General features: G+C 41.4%; 12 protein-coding genes. 8 read left to right on the top strand and 4 right to left on the bottom strand.

The features are described 5' to 3' along the window. Nucleotides 1-150: 150 nt before the first annotated feature. The gene (locus tag H148_RS0104780) at nt 151-1194 is read left to right on the top strand and encodes a LacI family DNA-binding transcriptional regulator (protein WP_029033785.1); all 1044 of its coding nucleotides are present in this window, start codon (nt 151-153) and stop codon (nt 1192-1194) included. Between the two features lie 16 nt (nt 1195-1210). On the opposite strand, the gene uxaC is transcribed toward H148_RS0104780, so the two are convergent. Together uxaC and H148_RS0104770 are read right to left on the bottom strand one after the other, a co-directional pair. Then, nucleotides 1211-2638 (bottom strand): glucuronate isomerase, encoded by a 1428-nt coding sequence (gene uxaC / locus H148_RS0104775; RefSeq protein ID WP_029033784.1) that lies wholly within the window; start codon nt 2636-2638, stop codon nt 1211-1213. Between the two features lie 21 nt (nt 2639-2659). Continuing rightward, nucleotides 2660-4867: a glycoside hydrolase family 3 C-terminal domain-containing protein gene (locus H148_RS0104770; RefSeq protein ID WP_029033783.1), complete on the bottom strand. Its 2208-nt coding sequence runs from the start codon at nt 4865-4867 to the stop codon at nt 2660-2662. Nucleotides 4868-5046: 179 nt separating this feature from the next. On the opposite strand from H148_RS0104770, the gene H148_RS0104765 reads away from it, so the two are divergent. From H148_RS0104765 to H148_RS0104740, 6 genes are read left to right on the top strand one after another with little or no spacing between them, the layout of a single operon-like run. Beyond that, the gene (locus H148_RS0104765; RefSeq protein ID WP_037324612.1) at nt 5047-7212 is read left to right on the top strand and encodes an alpha-glucuronidase family glycosyl hydrolase; all 2166 of its coding nucleotides are present in this window, start codon (nt 5047-5049) and stop codon (nt 7210-7212) included. A gap of 26 nt (nt 7213-7238) precedes the next feature. Next, nucleotides 7239-7982: an SDR family NAD(P)-dependent oxidoreductase gene (locus H148_RS0104760; protein WP_029033781.1), complete on the top strand. Its 744-nt coding sequence runs from the start codon at nt 7239-7241 to the stop codon at nt 7980-7982. A gap of 10 nt (nt 7983-7992) precedes the next feature. Continuing rightward, nucleotides 7993-9153: a mannonate dehydratase gene (uxuA, locus tag H148_RS0104755; RefSeq protein WP_211222973.1), complete on the top strand. Its 1161-nt coding sequence runs from the start codon at nt 7993-7995 to the stop codon at nt 9151-9153. Nucleotides 9154-9158: 5 nt separating this feature from the next. Further along, nucleotides 9159-10316 carry an endo-1,4-beta-xylanase gene (locus tag H148_RS17230; protein ID WP_037324611.1) on the top strand — a complete coding sequence of 386 codons (1158 nt, stop codon included), beginning with the start codon at nt 9159-9161 and terminating at the stop codon, nt 10314-10316. Nucleotides 10317-10329: 13 nt separating this feature from the next. Next, nucleotides 10330-13185 carry a glycosyl hydrolase 115 family protein gene (locus tag H148_RS0104745; RefSeq protein WP_029033779.1) on the top strand — a complete coding sequence of 952 codons (2856 nt, stop codon included), beginning with the start codon at nt 10330-10332 and terminating at the stop codon, nt 13183-13185. Between the two features lie 12 nt (nt 13186-13197). Next, on the top strand, nt 13198-14184 hold the full coding sequence (locus tag H148_RS0104740) for an aldo/keto reductase (RefSeq protein ID WP_029033778.1): 987 nt from the start codon (nt 13198-13200) through the stop codon (nt 14182-14184). Nucleotides 14185-14284: 100 nt separating this feature from the next. Here H148_RS0104740 and H148_RS0104730 read toward each other — a convergent pair whose 3' ends face one another. Together H148_RS0104730 and H148_RS0104725 are read right to left on the bottom strand one after the other, a co-directional pair. Next, a complete protein-coding gene (locus tag H148_RS0104730) occupies nt 14285-16060 on the bottom strand; it encodes an AMP-dependent synthetase/ligase (protein ID WP_029033777.1) in 1776 nt (591 codons plus the stop codon). A gap of 79 nt (nt 16061-16139) precedes the next feature. Further along, nucleotides 16140-17318 carry a class-III pyridoxal-phosphate-dependent aminotransferase gene (locus H148_RS0104725; protein ID WP_051286176.1) on the bottom strand — a complete coding sequence of 393 codons (1179 nt, stop codon included), beginning with the start codon at nt 17316-17318 and terminating at the stop codon, nt 16140-16142. Between the two features lie 198 nt (nt 17319-17516). On the opposite strand from H148_RS0104725, the gene H148_RS0104720 reads away from it, so the two are divergent. Continuing rightward, on the top strand, nt 17517-18107 hold the full coding sequence (locus tag H148_RS0104720) for a DUF4136 domain-containing protein (RefSeq protein WP_029033775.1): 591 nt from the start codon (nt 17517-17519) through the stop codon (nt 18105-18107). The last annotated feature ends 35 nt before the right edge of the window (nt 18108-18142 follow it).

Here is an 18142-nt window from a genome sequence, read left to right as displayed (position 1 = left end):
TTCATCTTATCTCCTGTTGTACGTTAGCTGCTGTTGATACTTAAAAATTTATGGATAATCGGGCTGTATTAACATTTTCTTCTAACAGTTTCGTACATTCGTAAGGCGGATGGTTTTAAACCTCCTTTTTAGGCTCCTCAAAAATTACGAATGAAAAAAAAGAAGGAAGTTACCATTTATGATTTAGCCAGGCAGCTGAATTATTCTCCCTCCACAATTTCCAGAGCTCTTAATAATCATAAGAGTATTGGTCAGAAAACTAAAAAAGAGATTCAAAAGGTCGCTTCAGATCTTGGGTACCGTCCGAATTCCATAGCCGCGAGTCTGCGAAATAACAAAAGCAAAACCATCGGAATAATGGTAGCCAGGATTAACAGTCCTTTCATGTCTACCTTAATCAGTGGGGTTGAAGATGCTGCGAGGAAAGCAGGTTATAATGTAATTATAAGCCAGTCTAATGAAAAATATGAAAATGAGGTAAGAAATGCTAAAGCTATGTTTGACAGCAGGATTGGAGGTCTTATAGTATCTCTTGCCATGGAAACCCGTAATAATAGCCATTTTCAGCTGTTTTTAGATAAAAATATACCTGTGGTTTTTGTTGATCGGGTGCCTCAGGATTTTAATTCCTATCGGGTAATTATTGATAATTATGCAGCAGGATACAGGGCTACAAGACATCTTATTGAACAAGGATGTAAAAGAATTGCTCACTTTGCCGGCTTAGAGCATGTGAATGTTTATAACATGCGAAAAAAAGGATATTTGGATGCGCTTTTAGAAAACGGACAAGTCGTCGACGAAGAACTCATTATTGAACTCGATACAATGAGCCTCGAGGAGGGGAAAGAGGCAATGATGAAGTTGCTAGAGGGGAATGTGCCGCCAGATGGTTTGTTCTGCGCAAATGATGCTGCGGCTGTTGGAGCTATCCTTGGCGCCAAAAAGGTGGGGGTGAAAATTCCTGATGAACTTGCCATTATAGGTTTCAATGATGACCCTGTCGCCTCTATCGTGGAACCTTCTCTATCCACAATTTCTCATCCTGCACGAAAAATGGGAGAACTCTCTACTAAAAGGATCCTGGATCACTCCGAAGACAGTGAAGGTTCCAGGGTTTCAGAAATAACCATGTTGGATACAGAGGTTATTGTTAGGGATTCCAGCCTAAGAAAAAAACCCATAACAGAATAGTCAAAAATGTCTTTTTTTAAGATTGTTTTTCCACATCTGCCAATTGAGGGAATTGAAAGAATTCATTGGCATTATAATAGCAAATATCCTGGATAAGTTTACCTATCCAATCAAAATCTGCAGGGAGCTCATTCTTTTCAATGTCATTCCCGAACAAATTACATAAAATCCTTCTAAAATATTCGTGACGCGGCACAGAAAGAAAGCTTCTGCTATCGGTAAGCATCCCAACAAAACAACTAAGTAAACCCATGTTGGAGATTGTATTTAATTGTTTTTCAATGCCGTCCTTTTGATCCAAAAACCACCAGGCAGAACCATGTTGGATTTTGCCTTTTTGGGAATCCCCCACAAAATTCCCGGCCATGGTAGCCATAACTTCATTTTCTGCAGGATTTACGTTGTATAGAATAGTTTTTGGAAGTGACTTAATGCGGTCCAGAGAATCAAGGAATTTCGCTAGCGGCTTTGCTTGTTCAAAATCTCCTATGCTATCTACTCCTGCATTAGCTCCCAGATTTTCTAACATCCTGCTATTGGTGTCTCTTATGGGTCCCAGGTGTAACTGCATAGACCAGTTTTTGGCCGCATAAAATTTTCCAAGGTAAAACAGTAAACCGGACTTGTAGATCATTACTTCTTCAGAATTGAGGTTTTTTCCGGCTAACCTTTTCTGAAGAATTTCATTAAGCTGCTCTTCAGTAAAATCTTCGGAGTAGGCGAATTCCAATCCGTGATCAGATAATCTGCAGCTGTGGTCATGGAAATGATTTATCCTGCTTTCTGTCGCCTTCAGCAAGGATTTGAGATCTCTAATTTCAATTTCTGTTTTCCCCGATATTAGCTGTAAATAATCGACAAAACCTGCATTTTCAATATTCAGAAGACTGTCCGGTCGAAAAGTGGGTAAAACCTGAACTTCAAAGTTGTCCTCCGCTATTTGCCGGTGATAATCAAGATCATCTGCAGGATCGTCTGTAGTGCAAACAACTTTCACGTCCATTTTAACCAGTAAATTCCGGGTAGAGTAGGCGGGGGTTTTAATCAGGGAATTACACTGGTTGTAAATCTTCCTTGCATTGGCAGGGCTAAGGATATCTGTTATTCCAAAGTATCGCTGGAGCTCAAGGTGCGTCCAGTGATAAAGTGGATTTCTCATAGCATATGGAATTGTTTCGGCCCACTTCCCAAACTTTTCTTCGGGGGTACTGTTGCCGGTAATAAATTTCTCCGGTACACCAAGAGTCCGCATTGCCCGCCATTTATAATGATCACCTTCAATCCAAAGTTCAGTAAGGTTATTGAACCGGCGGTCATTGGCAATATCTTCTACCGGTAAATGGCAGTGATAATCAATTATAGGCATGTCTTTAGCATACTCGTGGTATAACTTTCTTGCAGCCTCTGTTTCCAAAAGGAAATTATCGTCTATAAAATTTTTCATTTTTCTTCTGGATTTTAGAAACTACTTTAAGGTGAAAATTGCTTCCTTTGTTGGAGCAACTCCAAGTTCTGTACTTCTTTTGCCCGGACTTGAACCTCCGAGATAGATTTTAAAATCGCCTGGTTCCAGCACTCTTTCTCCCTCCAGGTTCACTAGTTCCATCATTTCGGGTGTGATCTCGAATGTTAATTCTTCGGAAGCACCAGGTTCCAGTTCTATTCTCTGCACTCCAAAAAGCTGATATTTAGGTGCTCTTACAGAAGCATTTAAATCTGAAACATATAATTGAACAACTTCTTCTGCTTTAGCATTCCCCGTGTTTGTTACTGTTATCGCTGCATTTAGTGAATTACCTTTCCTGATCTTTTTATCTGAAAGGCTAATGTCTGAGTAAGTAAAATCTGTAAAACTTAAGCCAAATCCAAAAGGATACATGGGTTCTTCATTCATGTATTTATACGTTCTGCCCTCCATAGTGTAATCTTCATACGGCGGAAGGTCATCCAAGGATTTGGGGAAAGTTATGGGTAGTCTTCCGGAAGGTGATACTTTTCCAAAAATGACATCTGCAACGGCGTTTCCTCCTTCTTCTCCGGGATACCACACAAGAAGTACAGCGTCTGCAAGTTCATGAACTTCCTGAAGGTTCATAGGACTACCACCTGTAATTACGGCTATAAGTGGTGCATCACCTGCCGCTTCATTCAGTTTCTTAAGGTAATCTATCTGGTTTCGAGGCAGGTTATAATCCAAACGATCTCCAAAAGTTTCTGAAGCGATAGACTCTCCTTCTTCCCCTTCCAAAACTCCTGAAATTCCTAATACTGCAATTGTAGCATCGCTATTTCCGGCATTGGGCGAAGCCCAGTCCTGGGGGTTGGCGTTGGGATGATTTAGTAAGGTTCCCTGCCTGTACTGCATCTGGCTTTGAGGTTCAATAGCTCCTGCGAGACCTTCAAGAATAGTAACAAGATTGGGATTTATTCCGTGGTAATTTCCTAGAAGGACTTCAATACTGGTGGCGTTTGGGCCGGTAATAAAGTACTTGGAAAGATCATTTTTGAGAGGAAGGACATCGTCGTTCTTAAGCAGGACGATCGACTTCTGGGCAACTTTCCTGGCCAGAGCCCTGTTTTCATCAGTATCCAGATTTTCAGCTGATAGCTGTGAATATGGATTGTCCTCTGCCGGGTCAAAAAGGCCTAATTTGAATTTGGTTTTTAAGAGGATGGCGAGTTGCTCATCAATTTCTGCTTCAGTTACCAGCCCCTGGTTTACAGCCTCCACGAGGGAAGGATAAACGCTTCCGCAGTTTAGATTTACACCGCTTTTAATCCCCAAAGCAGCAGCTTCTTCAGGGGTTTCTACTACATTGTGACCTTCATAAAAATCCACCAGTGCCCAGCAGTCGCTTACAATATGACCATCAAAATTCCATTTATCCCGGAGCACGTCCTGTAATAAATATTTATTTGCACAACAAGGCTCCCCATTCGTGGCATTGTAGGCGCACATGATTGTTTCAACATCTGCATCTACCAAAGCTTTAAATGCAGGTAAATAAGTTTCCCACATGTCTTTTGGTGAGGCAACGGCATTAAATTCGTGACGCAGTTTCTCAGGACCGCTGTGAACTGCGTAATGTTTTGCGGCCGCTGCTGTCTTAAGATATTTAGGATGATCTCCTTGCAGGCCTTTTACAAAGGCAGTTCCGAGGAGGGCTGTTAAAAACGGATCTTCCCCGTACGTTTCCTGACCTCGTCCCCAGCGAGGATCTCTGAATATATTGATGTTGGGCGTCCAAAAGGTAAGTCCGCTATACTGGCGGCGGTAACCATGCTTTACTGCTGTATTGTGAGTCGCCCTGGCTTCATCAGAAATTGCCGTGGCTACCTCTAAAATAAGATCTTCATCAAAAGTAGCACCCATTCCAATAGCCTGAGGAAAAACAGTCGCGACACCCGATCTTCCAATGCCGTGCAGGGCCTCATTCCACCAGTTGTATTCTGGAATGCCCAGCCGTTCAATTGCAGGGCTGTTGTGCATCATTTGCCAGGCTTTTTCTTCCAAAGTCAATCGATTGACTAAATCCTCTACACGTTTTTCTGTACTAAGACTGGGGTCATTAAAAGGATAAATCGGTGCTTCTGCTGCTGTTTGTGCATAAAAGAAACCGGTATTGAGGCAAATTAACAGGCTTAGAGTTGTCTTTAAGATTGATCTTTCCATGAGAAGTGCGATGTTAGTTAATTCTTCGGTACGCTATTTGAAGAACAGAATCTTAACAAATAAAGCATAAATTTAAATGAGACGCAACCGATTGCGTAAAATGTTTTGCCGAAAGGTAAATTTTGTCTATTTTTCCATCCGTACCACGGTGGTGTTTTTTAAATTTTAATCCCCAGAAAATGACTAAAGCAGTTTCCTTTATTTTTTTATTATTTATTTCTCCTTTTGCACTTCATGCCCAGACCGGATATGACCTTTGGTTGCAGTACGATAAAATTGAGAACGAGTCTGTTAAAGAGGAGTATACTGAGCAGTTAAATAATTTAGTTTTATATGGTTCGGGTCCAACAATAGAGGTTGCAGTCTCGGAATTTAAAAATGCATACAAGGGTTTTTTTGAAGGCGATTTGCCGAAAGCCTTGTCAATCCAGAAAAACAGTCTCGTCATAGGAACCCGGGAAAATTTGCCTTCTTATGTATTACCTTCTTTAAATTCAGATTTTGCAAATATTAATTCCGAGGGATATATTATTAAAAAAATATTCATAGGCAATACACCTGCTACTGTTATAACCGCCAATACAGAAGAGGGACTTCTTTATGGAACTTTTAGGTTAATAAGAGAAATTCAGCTCAGGAACAATATACAGGAGATCGCACTGTCCGATTCTCCAAAGATCCAAATAAGAGTGTTAAATCACTGGGACAATCTGGATCGCACAGTGGAAAGAGGTTATGCAGGTTTTTCTATCTGGGACTGGCATCACCTGCCTGAACTCATTAAGCCGGAATATGTTGACTATGCCCGTGCCAATGCTTCCATAGGGATAAATGGTACCGTGCTAACCAACGTTAATGCCAGTTCTGTGGTATTGACTTCGCAGTACATTGAAAAAGTAAAAGCCCTGGCCGATGTATTTAGGCCTTATGGAATCAAAGTTTATCTCACCGCACGTTTTTCTTCCCCAATTGAAGCCGGGGATTTAGAAACTGCCGACCCTCTGGATCCGGAAGTAAAACAATGGTGGAAAGACAAAGCAGATGAAATCTATGCTGAAATCCCTGACTTTGGAGGATTTTTAGTTAAAGCAAATTCTGAAGGACAACCGGGACCAAACAACTATGGAAGATCCCATGTAGATGGCGCAAATATGCTGGCCGAAGCTGTAGCTCCTCATGATGGAATAGTGATGTGGCGCGCATTTGTGTATTCAGAACATGATCCTGAAGACAGGGCGAAGCAAGCATATACTGAATTTGTGCCTTTTGACGGTCAGTTTCACGACAATGTCTTGGTGCAGGTGAAGAACGGACCTATAGATTTTCAGCCTCGGGAGCCGTTTCACCCAATGTTTGGAGCGATGCCCAATACTCCGCTGATGATGGAATTTCAGATCACCCAGGAATATTTAGGTTTCAGTTCGCACCTGGTGTATTTGCCCAAAATGTTCGAAGAAACTCTGGATGAAGATACTTTTGTTCAGGGAGAAGGTTCGACGGTTGCAGAAGTGATCGATGGCAGCTTAGCTAATAAAAAATTAACGGGAATGGCCGGGGTTGCTAACATAGGAACGGCAAAAAACTGGACAGAACATCCTTTTGGACAGGCGAACTGGTATGGCTTTGGAAGATTGGCCTGGGATCCTTACCTGGATTCTGAAGAGATTGCCGAAGAATGGCTGCAAATGACTTTTACAAATGAAGAGGAGTTTGTGAATGAAATGACCGATTTGCTGATGAAATCAAGAGAGGCTGTCGTGAACTATATGACACCACTCGGACTTCATCATATTATGGATACAGGACATCATTACGGTCCCGGTCCCTGGGTAGATGATCTGGGACGGCCAGAGTGGAATCCTGTTTACTACCACAAGGCCGATTCTATAGGAGTTGGTTTTGACCGTACAACCTCAGGCAGTGATGCACTTGCCCAGTATGCAGATCCTATTGCAGAAAAATACGAATCTATAGAAACAACTCCCGAAAAATACCTGCTGTGGTTTCATCACGTGCCGTGGGACTACCAGATGGAAAACGGCCATACCTTGTGGTACAACCTGGCTGCAAAATACCAGGAAGGCGTGGAAGATGTAGAGGAGATGGTGGAAACCTGGAATAACATGGAAGAATATGTGGATGATCAAAGGTTTGAAAAGACTCAAATGCTGCTCCAAATTCAGCTGAAAGAAGCTAAGTGGTGGCGGAATGCGGTTTTGCTGTATTTTCAGCAATTCTCCGAAATGGAATTACCCGAATTCATTCCTGAACCCGAACATGATCTGGAATATTATCAGGCTCTGGAATTTCCTTATGCCCCCGGTATAAGTCCTACCTGGCATTAAACGATTAAACATACGAATTAAAAAATATGGAAAATAAATTAATAGCTATTGTTACCGGTGCAAATGCCGGACTCGGATTTGCAACTGCAAAGAAATTTTGTGACAATGGGATTATTACATATGTAAACGGACGAAACGAGGAAAAAACCTTAAAAGCTTGCGAAGAGTTGGGGCCAAATGCCAGGCCATTTATCCTCGACCTGAACAATCTTGAAGAGATTCCGGGAGCTGTGGCTAAACTGGCTGAGGAAGCAGGGAAAATTGATATCCTGGTGAACAATGCAGGAATAAATATGAAAAAAGAATTTCTGGAAGTTACGAATGAGGATTTCCAGTCAATCCTTCACACCAACGTTCTGGCCCTTTTTGCCGTGAGCAGGGAAGTTGCGAAAGTAATGAAGAAAAACAACTCCGGAAGTATTATCAACATCAGCTCCATGGCTGCCCAATACGGTATACCAAAGGTAATTGCCTACTCGGCCAGTAAAACTGCAATAGATGGGATGACCCGTGCAATGGCTGTAGATCTTTCTCAGTTTGGAATTAGAGTGAATGCTGTGGCCCCGGGATTCATAAAAACCAACATGTCGAGTAAGGCTTTGGATAATGATCCCGAACGTAAGAATAAAGTGCTTTCCAGAACCCCAATGGGTAGACTGGGAGAACCTTCAGATGTTGCAGATGCAGTTTTTTACTTTGCAACTTCAGAATCAAAATTTACCACCGGAACGGTTCTGCCGATAGATGGTGGAAACTCAATAGGTTTTTAGGATGTATAAAATGACTCAGACAATGCGCTGGTACGGTCCCAATGACGTACTCTCGCTGAAGGAACTAAAACAAGCTGGAATTACCGGAATTGTTACTGCTTTGCACGAAATTCCGGTAGGGGAAATCTGGACCGAAAATGCCATTTTAGAGAGGAAAGCAGAAATTGAAGATCTTGGCCTGGAATGGAGTGTGATCGAAAGCCTTCCGGTTCACGAAGATATTAAAAAGAGATCCGGAAATTACGAGCAGTACATAGAAGACTACAAGATCAGTCTCCGAAACATTGGAAAATGCGGAATTGAAGTAGTGGCCTATAACTTCATGCCAATCCTGGATTGGGTGCGCACCGAGCACCATTTTGAGAATAAGGAAGGTGCCACTGTTTTGCGTTATGATCCGGTTACTTTCGCTTTTTTTGATCTTTTTCTGCTGAAAAGGAAGAATGTCGAAGATGATTATTCCGATGCGGCAATTGCTGAAGCAAAGAAATTGGGAGAAAAACTTACTTCGGAAGAAAAAGATCAACTTTTTAAGAGCATTTTGCTTGGCCTTCCGGGAAGTAAAGAAAATTTCACTCCTGAAATTATAAAGGAACAGTTGGAGACCTATCAGCATATTAATGATGAGAAATTACGGGAAAATCTCGTTGCGTTTTTATCTGAAGTCGCTCCTGTAGCGGCAGAAAGTGGTGTAAAACTGGCTATCCATCCCGATGATCCGCCTTTTTCGGTGTTAGGGCTGCCAAGGGTGGTAAGTAAGCAGGAGGATTTGGAATATATTTTCAATAATGTCGATATTAACGCAAATGGACTTTGCTATTGCACCGGTTCTTTGGGCGCAAACCCCGATAATGACCTACTGGAGATCTTTGATAAATTCAGTGATAGGATCCACTTTTTGCACCTGCGGAATGTGAGGAAAGAAGCATCAGGAGTTTTTATGGAATCGGACCATTTAGATGGAGATGTTCCTATGACCGAAGTGATGAAGAAAATTGTTAAACTTCAGCAGGAGAAAGAAAAAAGCATTCCAATGCGGCCCGATCACGGGTATTTGCATTCAATGGAAAAAGATAAAAAATATTATGCCGGCTACTCATTTATTGGTCGGTTAAAAGGTCTTGCCGAATTGCGGGGTCTTGAACTCGGAATACTTGAAACTCTAAAATAAAAAACATGACACATCTCAATATTTTAAAAAAGTCGACTTTTTTGTTGCTGTCTATTGCACTCCTTACTGGTTGTAAAAATGGATCTGGTAATGAAGAGCAGGCGACCCTGGCCGCTGAAGAACAAGAGCAGGAAAAAGGCCTGAAAGATTATTATTCAGATTATTTCCCCATGGGCGTGGCGGTCGCACCAAGTACTATTAAAGGAGAATCTGCTGAACTTATCAAACAGGAATTTAATAGTATTACTCCGGAAAATGTTATGAAAATGGGACCCATTCATCCCGAAAAAGATCGTTTTAATTGGGAGCATGCAGATGCTATGGCTGAATTTGCCCGTGAGAATGACCTAAAAATGCGCGGTCATGCCTTGGTGTGGCATCAGCAGACCGGCGGCTGGATCTTTGAAGATGAAGATGGAAATAAGGTCGACAGGGAGGAGCTACTTAGACGGATGAAAACTCATATTGATTCTGTAGTTGGTCGTTATAAAGGAACGATCTACTCCTGGGATGTAGTAAACGAAGCAATCGCTGATAATCCTGATGAATTGCTCCGCAAGTCTGAGTGGCTGGAGATCATCGGTGAAGATTTTATTGCGAAAGCTTTCGAATATGCACACGCGGCCGATCCTGATGCAAAGCTTTATTACAACGACTACAATGCAATTATTCCTGAAAAAAGGGACAGGATATATAAAATGCTGAAGAACCTTGTTGAAAACGATGTACCGATTGATGGGGTAGGAATTCAGGGACACTGGTCAATTTATGGTCCTTCTGAAGAGGAATTGAGAAAAGCTCTCGATATGTATTCTTCTTTAGGCCTTGACGTTCAGATCACAGAACTGGATGTTTCCCTTTATCCCTGGGAGAAAGAAAAACGGGAACTTACACCTGAGGATGTGGATGAATTCACGCCCGAACTTGAACAGCGTCAAATAGAGGCTTATGATATGTTCTTTGACGTCTTTCGGGATTATAAAGATGTCCTGACAGGAGTGACTTTCTGGAACCTTTCAGATCAATATTCATGGTTGGATCATTATCCGGTGGAAGGCAGGAAAAATTATCCGCTGTTATTTGATGAAAATATGGAGCGGAAAAAAGCATACTACGAAGTCGTGGACTTTGAGAATGAAGAAGACGTGAATGTAGAAAAATAGAAAATCTCTAACTATGACTGCTCGATTAAGAAACACGTTCAACTTAATTTTATTCCTGTTGATGCCGGGAATCAGCGCCGTGCTTTTTGCGCAGGAATCATACATCGCTACTTCTGAAAAAAGCGGATATTTTCCTTTGGTGTCACAAAATGGTACTGCGACAATCTTTCTTGATGAAAATGATTTTAAAGGAGTTCATCTTGTGGCTGAAGATTTTCAAAAGGATATTGAAAGGGTAACAGGTAAGCTTCCGGAGCTTCAGACAAGTGCTGAAATAAATTCGGATATGCCTGTAATTGTGGGCACGCTGGGAAAGAGCAGCCTTATCTACCAACTTGTTCAGAACAACAAAATTGATGTTTCAGAAATTGAGGGAAAATGGGAAACTTTCGCGATTCAGGTGGTAAACGATCCTTTTCCGGGGGTGAAGCAGGCGTTGGTAATCGTTGGAAGCGATAAACGCGGAACTATTTTCGGAATGTATGATGTTTCACAGGAAATTGGTGTTTCTCCCTGGTACTATTGGGCAGATGTTCCGGCAGATGAGGCAGATGTACTTTATGTACAACCGGGAGTTCATTCCAGAGGTACCCCCAAAATGAAGTATCGCGGCATATTTATTAATGATGAAGCGCCGGCACTTGCAGGATGGGCAACAGAAAATTTCGGCGGATTCAACAGTGAATTTTATGAGCACGTGTTCGAATTAATTCTCCGTATGCAGGGAAATTACCTGTGGCCGGCGATGTGGGGGCGCGCCTTTTACGATGATGATCCCCGCAATCCCGTATTGGCAGATGAATATGGTGTAGTAATAGGAACTTCCCACCACGAGCCATTAATGCGTGCACATGATGAATGGCGCCGCTTTGGGGAAGGGGAATGGAATTATAACACGAATCCGCAGAACCTTCAGGAATTCTGGAAAGGTGGAGTGGAACGTATGGGTGAATTTGAAAGTGTAGTCACAGTAGGAATGCGCGGAGATGGTGACGAACCCATGAGCGAAGGCACAGCGATTGAGCTTTTAGAAAAAATTGTAGCAGACCAGCGGGAGATAATTTCCGAAGTTACCGGAAAGCCGGCAGAGGAGACTCCGCAGGTATGGGCACTTTATAAGGAAGTACAGGATTATTATGATCAGGGAATGCGCGTGCCCGATGATGTGACGCTGCTTTTGGCAGATGACAATTGGGGGAATATCCGCAAACTTCCAAATCCTGATGATGCTCCAAGAGAAGGCGGCTACGGAATTTACTATCACTTTGATTATGTAGGGGGGCCGAGAAATTACAAGTGGATCAATACCACCCAGATCTCCCGGGTGTGGGAACAAATGAATTTAGCATATGAATTTGGGGCAAACGAATTGTGGATCGTGAATGTGGGTGATATTAAACCAATGGAATACCCGACAAGTTTTTTCCTGGACTTTGCCTGGGATCCTGAAAAAATAGGAGCCGGAGACCTGAGGGAATACACGGAGGATTGGGCTGCAAGGCAGTTAGGAGAAAAGTTTTCTGAAGAAATAGCAGACATACTACTTACCTATACCAAATACAATAGCCGTAGGAAACCGGAATTAATCAGCCCTGAGACTTACAGCCTTACCAATTTTAATGAAGCTGATAGAATTGTAGAGGAATACCGGGAACTTGAAGAAAGAGCTGAAGCGATCTATGCGCAGATTTCAGAAAAATATAAAGATGCATATTTTCAACTGGTACTGTTTCCTGTAAAGGCATCGGCAAACCTTAATGAGCTCTATGTGTCAGCTGCAAAAAACAATTTATATGCAGAGCAGGGTAGAGCATCAGCGAATAAATACGCTGAAAGGACAAAGGAACTGTTTGACAAAGATGCTGAGCTAACGGAGCAGTATCACACTGATTTAGCAGATGGGAAATGGAACCACATGATGTCTCAAACCCACATTGGCTATACCTACTGGCAACAACCCGACCAGAACAACATGCCCGAAGTAAAAGAGATCAGTCTCCCTGAAAAAGCTGAAATGGGAGTAGCGGCTCAGGGTACAGAAAGAGTGGTCACGAGAAGCGGCTCCAGTGTTACTTTACCAACCTTTGATCCATTTAACGATCAGGAATTTTATGTTGAGGTATTTAACAAAGGCCAGGAATCTTTTCAGTATAAGATTCAGAAGAAACCTTCCTGGATAGAGGTCTCTGAGGATAAAGGTACAATAAAGGGTCAAAAACGGCTTTTTGTAAGGGTAAATTGGGACAAAGTTCCAAAAGGACAAACCAGAGGCTCCTTCAGAATAAATGGAGCCGGAGACAGAGTGACAGTAGAAGTGTCTATAAACAATCCGGAAAACAGAAATATTAAAGGTTTTGTAGAAAGCAATGGATACATTTCTATGGAAGCTTCTAATTTTTCTGAAAACCATCGGGTTAACGGTAACGGCTGGGAATTAATTCCAAATCTTGGAAGGACAGGATCTGCAATGGCTTCTTATCCTAAAGAGCCAACTCAGCAGGAAATCTCTGAAAATAACCCGTACCTGGCATATGATTTTCATAGCTTTAGTTCAAAAGAGGCAGAGTTGGAATTTTATTTCTCCCCAACGCTTGATTTCAGGAACCAGGGAGGTCTTGAGTTTGCTTATTCTATAGATGATGGAGAACCTCAGGTAATAAATATGCATGAGCAAACCGAGGACAAATGGGACACTTCAGTAGCGAATAACATTACAAAAGTAAGTACAATGATAGATCTTCAGCCGGGGAATCATACCTTGAAAGTTTATGCACTTGAAACAGGAATTGTATTACAAAAAATCCTCATCAAGACCGGGGAAGATAGAGGATCTTATTTGGGCCCTCCGGAAAGTGCGAAAGTTGAATAAAAAAATTGAGTAATGAAATATAGAACTTTAGGAAAGACAGGATTTGAAATTTCAGAAATTTCCCTCGGCACCTGGCAGGTAGGAGGGAAATGGGGATCTGGCTTTGATGATAAAAAAGCAGAAGAAATTCTCAATACTGCAATAGATAACGGCATCAATTTTATAGACACAGCAGATGTTTACGAAGATGGTCTCAGCGAAGCTGCAGTTGGAAGAGTAGTAAGATCCCGATCGGAAAAAATTTATGTGGCTACGAAGTGTGGCCGGAAAATTTCTCCTCATGTCAATGAAGGATATACTCCCGAAGTACTGACAAAATTTGTGGAAGACAGTTTAAAAAATTCCGGTCTGGAAAAAATAGATCTTATTCAGCTCCATTGTCCTCCTACAGATGTTTATTACCGGCCGGAGATTTTTGAGACTTTTGACCGACTTCGGGAGCAGGGAAAAATAGATCGGCTTGGCGTAAGTGTAGAGAAAGTGGAGGAAGGGATAAAAGCTCTGGAATACGAGAATGTTTCAACTGTACAAATTATTTACAATCTGTTTCGCCAGCGCCCACAGGAAAAGTTCTTTAAAATGGCTTCTGAAAAGAACGTCGGAGTAATAGTCAGAGTTCCTCTTGCCAGTGGATTATTAACCGGGAAATTCAGTAAAGATTCCCATTTCTCTCCTGAAGATCACCGCAATTTTAATCGTAACGGAGAAGCATTTGATAAAGGGGAGACTTTTGCCGGAGTAAATTTCAAAAAGGGAGTAGAAGCAGCGAATTCTTTAAAAGCCATTTTTCCCGAAAAAGAAAATCTCGCTCCTATGGCATTAAAATGGATCCTTAGAAGACAAGAAGTTAGTACGGTAATTCCCGGCGCTTCAAAAGTAGAACATTTGCTCTCAAATCTTTCTGTTGAAGACACTCCCGATCTAACTGAAGATCAGATTGAAAAAATGAATCTGGTCTATGAGGATTATATAAAAGAAGAGGTCCATCAGCGCTGGTAAAGGATCTGGATCTACTGGTTTTAAGAAATCTTATATGTTTAAATAAAAACGTCCGGCAATTCCCAGACGTTTTTTTTTATCATAATTCTTTTTTTTGGTTCTACCTTTCATAGATCCCATCATACAAATTTTGATAGAGTTTGATAACATTGCGGCGTTTTAGCTTCATGGTAGGAGTAAGATGTTCCCCTTCAATGCTCCAAACATCGGGAGTTAGTTCAAACTTCTTGATCTTTTCCCAGCTTCCAAACTTTTGATTATAGAAATCCACTTCTTCCTGGATTCGTGCCTTTACCTGTGGATTGGTGATAAGATCGGCATTACTTGGGCCTACCTCAATGCGTTTTCTTTTAGCCCATTCCCTCACGAATTCGAAATCGGGCTGAATTAGAGCTGCAGGCATTTTTTCACCTTCTCCAACAACCATTAATTCAGCAATGAACCGTGACTGCTTCATTTGGTTCTCAATGATTTGAGGTGCAACATACTTCCCGCCCGAAGTTTTAAACATTTCCTTCTTACGATCTGTAATTTTTAGAAATCCTTCACTGTCCAATTCACCTATATCTCCTGTGTGGAAATATCCGTCTTCGTTGATGGCTTCTTTGGTTTTTTCAGGTTCTTTATAATAACCTTTCATTACGTTGGGTCCTTTACACAAGATCTCTCCGTCTTCGGCTATTTTTACCTCCACATCTTTTAAGACTTTTCCCACCGTTCCAATTTTGAATCCGCGGTTCCTTTGATCATTTACAGAAATAACCGGTGAAGTTTCCGTTAGTCCATAACCTTCCATTACAGGAATTCCCGCAGCAGCAAAAACTCTTGCAAGTCTTGGCTGCAACGCAGCGCTACCCGACACTATTAATTCTATTCGTCCTCCCAAACCTTCCTTCCACTTGGAAAACACAAGCTTTCGAGCTAAATTAAGCTGTGTTTCATACCACCAGCCATTTGCTCCATAGGGTTCATATTCAAGACCAAGATCTACAGCCCAGAAAAATAGTTTTTGCTTAATTCCGCCCACAGTAGAACCTTTTGCAATGATCTTATCATAAACTTTTTCCAGAAGTCTCGGGACGGCCGATATTACATGTGGTTTTACTTCTTTAAGATTGTCACTTATCGTTTCTATAGATTCGGCAAAATGAATTGATACACTGTAATACTGATACAAATACAGGATCATTCTTTCAAAAATATGACAAACCGGTAGGAAACTTAAAGCAACATAGGTTCCGAAGTCAAAAGGCACCCGCTCCGAACTTAATAATACATCACTAACAATATTTTTATGGGTGAGCATTACTCCCTTTGGTCTACCTGTGGTTCCCGAAGTATAGATAAGAGTGGCAAGATCATCTTCTTTTACGGTATTTTTTCTGGCTTCAACCTCTTCCTGATTAGACGTGTCCTCTCCAAGCTTCAGGATCTCTTTCCAGTTGTCGGCTCCTGGAATTTCATCAAAGGTATAGACACCTTTTAACTGCGTGTTTCCTCTAATGGTATTGAGCTTGTTAAGGATTTCTTTGTCAGATACAAAACAATAAATGGATTCACTGTGAGTGATCACATATTCATAATCTTCTTCAGAAACAGTGGGGTAAATGGGCACATTTTGAGCTCCAAGTTGTAAGATTCCAATGTCCATAATATTCCATTCAGAACGATTACTGGTGGAGATCACGGCAATCTTGTCATTGGGTTTAATTCCCAGGCGTAACAAGCCGCGGCTTACTGCATTGGCCTTGTCGATATATTCCTGGGAAGAAATGGCTTCCCATTTCCCGTTGTACTTGGTAACCAGGGATTTTTCCAGGGGAGCATTCTCCAGTTGAAAATAAGGAAAATCAAAGAGTCTTTTTATCTCGGTCATTTATTAATTTGTTATAATAGTCTCTGCAAAATAGCAAAAGAAGCATCTATTTCAAATAAAAATTTAAAAATCTCTTTTTTTAAACACAGTTTTTTAGCAAATCGATTCCTTCAAGAGCTGTTTTCTGTGTCATCTCGAAATTAGGTAAGAAGAGGAGGGAAGATCCCTCAGTGTTTATTAGGAGACCATTTTTTAAAGCTCTTTGTTTTATTTCTGAAGCATACTCCTCATCTTTTAGGTCTACGCCAATAGCCGCCCCTTTAATACGCATCTCTGGATCGTTTCTGAAATCAATTTCAGAAACCCCCTTTTTGAAGATTTGTTCCAGCTGGTCAATGTTGTGAAAGAGCTTTTGTTTGTTCTTTTGAAGGTAGTTTAAAGCAGCAAGTGAAGCATCTACTGCAATGGGATGCCATCCATAGGAGGAATATAAGCCAATTTCCCCACCAACCTTTTTATCTATCTCTGGAGTTGTGATCACAGCTCCCATGCCGGCATGTCCTGCAGTAATTGCTTTTGCCATACAAAGAATATCCGGTTCAATATCAAAATGTTCAGTAGCAAACATTTTTCCGGTTCTTCCAAAGCCGGTGATCGCCTCATCCATAATCAGAAGGGTTCCTGTTTCTTTGCAGATTTTATTGAGTCCTGCCATGAATTCTTCTTCCGGAATTAAAACCCCCAGGTTGACGATTATAGGTTCCATGATCACGGCAGCTACTTCTTTGGTATAGAGCATTTTTTCTACCTGCTGAAGTTTTTCCTTATTTAATGGAAGCTCTAGTTTTTCACACCCTTCCAGGAGATTTGGGAACTTCTTTTGTTTTTTCGTAGCTCCAATACTCAAGGCTCCTATGGTATTTCCGTGGTAACTACCCTCTACGGAAAGGATTTTTTTACGGCCGGTGAACATGGTTGCTATTTCCAAGGCAGCTTCCACAGCTTCAGAGCCTCCCGTCATCCTGTAGCTCTTTTTGAGGTTTCCGGGGCAAAGTTCGGCCAGGAGTTCTGCTAGTTCGGTCCAGAGTCTATAATAAAAATTGGGATAAACATAGGTGGGACGGTCACTATTGCGTATTGCATCTTCAATTTCTTTAACTCCCCAACCCAGGTTGCCTACGCCTGCGCCTCCCAAAAAATCTACATACTTTTTACCATCGGCGCCATAGACATAACTACCTTCTGCTTTTACTACTTCCAGGTCCATGGCTGGATTACCACGTCCAAAATATTTTTCGTCTTTCTCTTTAGTATTCATATTGAGTTTTTCTTCTTAAGATAAAAATCAGTAATTGAAATTTTGTTATAAAAAGGTGAAATCCTGAGACGCAGTAATGGTATTAGTGTGGTAAAATCACCGTCTGTTGGTTAAATGTTTTATAAATGAGTTAATTAGCTGATGAACCAGCGGCTAAATCACTAAATTCAGGATAATGTAAAATTAAAAATTAGAGCTATGAAAAAATTAAATGTACTTATTCTATTGTTAATTGGAGGTATCCTGATTGGTTGCGGTCCACGTGTATCTACACAGAAAATGACAAGTAAAGATCTTAGCAACTATGACACCTTCGCTTTTCTTCCAAACGCAAACGTAAATGTTCAGGGAATGCAGATGGAATCTGAAGATGTTAGTAGGGCAGTGGTCGAGGCGGTTAATATGAATCTGCGGCAGGCAGGATATAACCTTGACCGGCAAAATCCAGATTTACTTGTACTGATCGAAACTGAATCTGATACAGAAATTACCACCACAACAGATCCTGTTTACGCAACCTATCCCTATACTACAGGAGTAGGCATGGTAAATCCAATTTATAACAATTATTACTACGGCGGCTATGCAGGTTACAGTAACATCATTGGATACGATACAGATACTTATGCTTATGAAGAAGGTACAGTAGTAGTTCGCCTGGTAGACAGGGAAACGAGAAATACTGTGTGGAGAGGTATAGCTTCTGAAAGTCTTGCGGGTGAGTCGGACCTTCAGGCTATACAGGAACTAGTAAATGCCATTTTTGAAGAGTATCCTTTGACTAACTAGATTTTAAGAACAGCTAAAAATAAAAAACGTCCGGG

This window comes from Salinimicrobium terrae DSM 17865, assembly GCF_000424665.1.
GTDB lineage: Bacteria > Bacteroidota > Bacteroidia > Flavobacteriales > Flavobacteriaceae > Salinimicrobium > Salinimicrobium terrae.
This window is presented reverse-complemented; position numbering and strand designations above follow the sequence as displayed.

Coding starts and splice junctions, on each gene's coding strand:
- H148_RS0104780 (WP_029033785.1), top strand. CDS start 151: ATGAAAAAAAAGAAGGAAGTTACCATTTATGATTTAGCCAGGCAGCTG.
- uxaC (WP_029033784.1), bottom strand. CDS start 2,638: ATGAAAAATTTTATAGACGATAATTTCCTTTTGGAAACAGAGGCTGCA.
- H148_RS0104770 (WP_029033783.1), bottom strand. CDS start 4,867: ATGGAAAGATCAATCTTAAAGACAACTCTAAGCCTGTTAATTTGCCTC.
- H148_RS0104765 (WP_037324612.1), top strand. CDS start 5,047: ATGACTAAAGCAGTTTCCTTTATTTTTTTATTATTTATTTCTCCTTTT.
- H148_RS0104760 (WP_029033781.1), top strand. CDS start 7,239: ATGGAAAATAAATTAATAGCTATTGTTACCGGTGCAAATGCCGGACTC.
- uxuA (WP_211222973.1), top strand. CDS start 7,993: ATGACTCAGACAATGCGCTGGTACGGTCCCAATGACGTACTCTCGCTG.
- H148_RS17230 (WP_037324611.1), top strand. CDS start 9,159: ATGACACATCTCAATATTTTAAAAAAGTCGACTTTTTTGTTGCTGTCT.
- H148_RS0104745 (WP_029033779.1), top strand. CDS start 10,330: ATGACTGCTCGATTAAGAAACACGTTCAACTTAATTTTATTCCTGTTG.
- H148_RS0104740 (WP_029033778.1), top strand. CDS start 13,198: ATGAAATATAGAACTTTAGGAAAGACAGGATTTGAAATTTCAGAAATT.
- H148_RS0104730 (WP_029033777.1), bottom strand. CDS start 16,060: ATGACCGAGATAAAAAGACTCTTTGATTTTCCTTATTTTCAACTGGAG.
- H148_RS0104725 (WP_051286176.1), bottom strand. CDS start 17,318: ATGAATACTAAAGAGAAAGACGAAAAATATTTTGGACGTGGTAATCCA.
- H148_RS0104720 (WP_029033775.1), top strand. CDS start 17,517: ATGAAAAAATTAAATGTACTTATTCTATTGTTAATTGGAGGTATCCTG.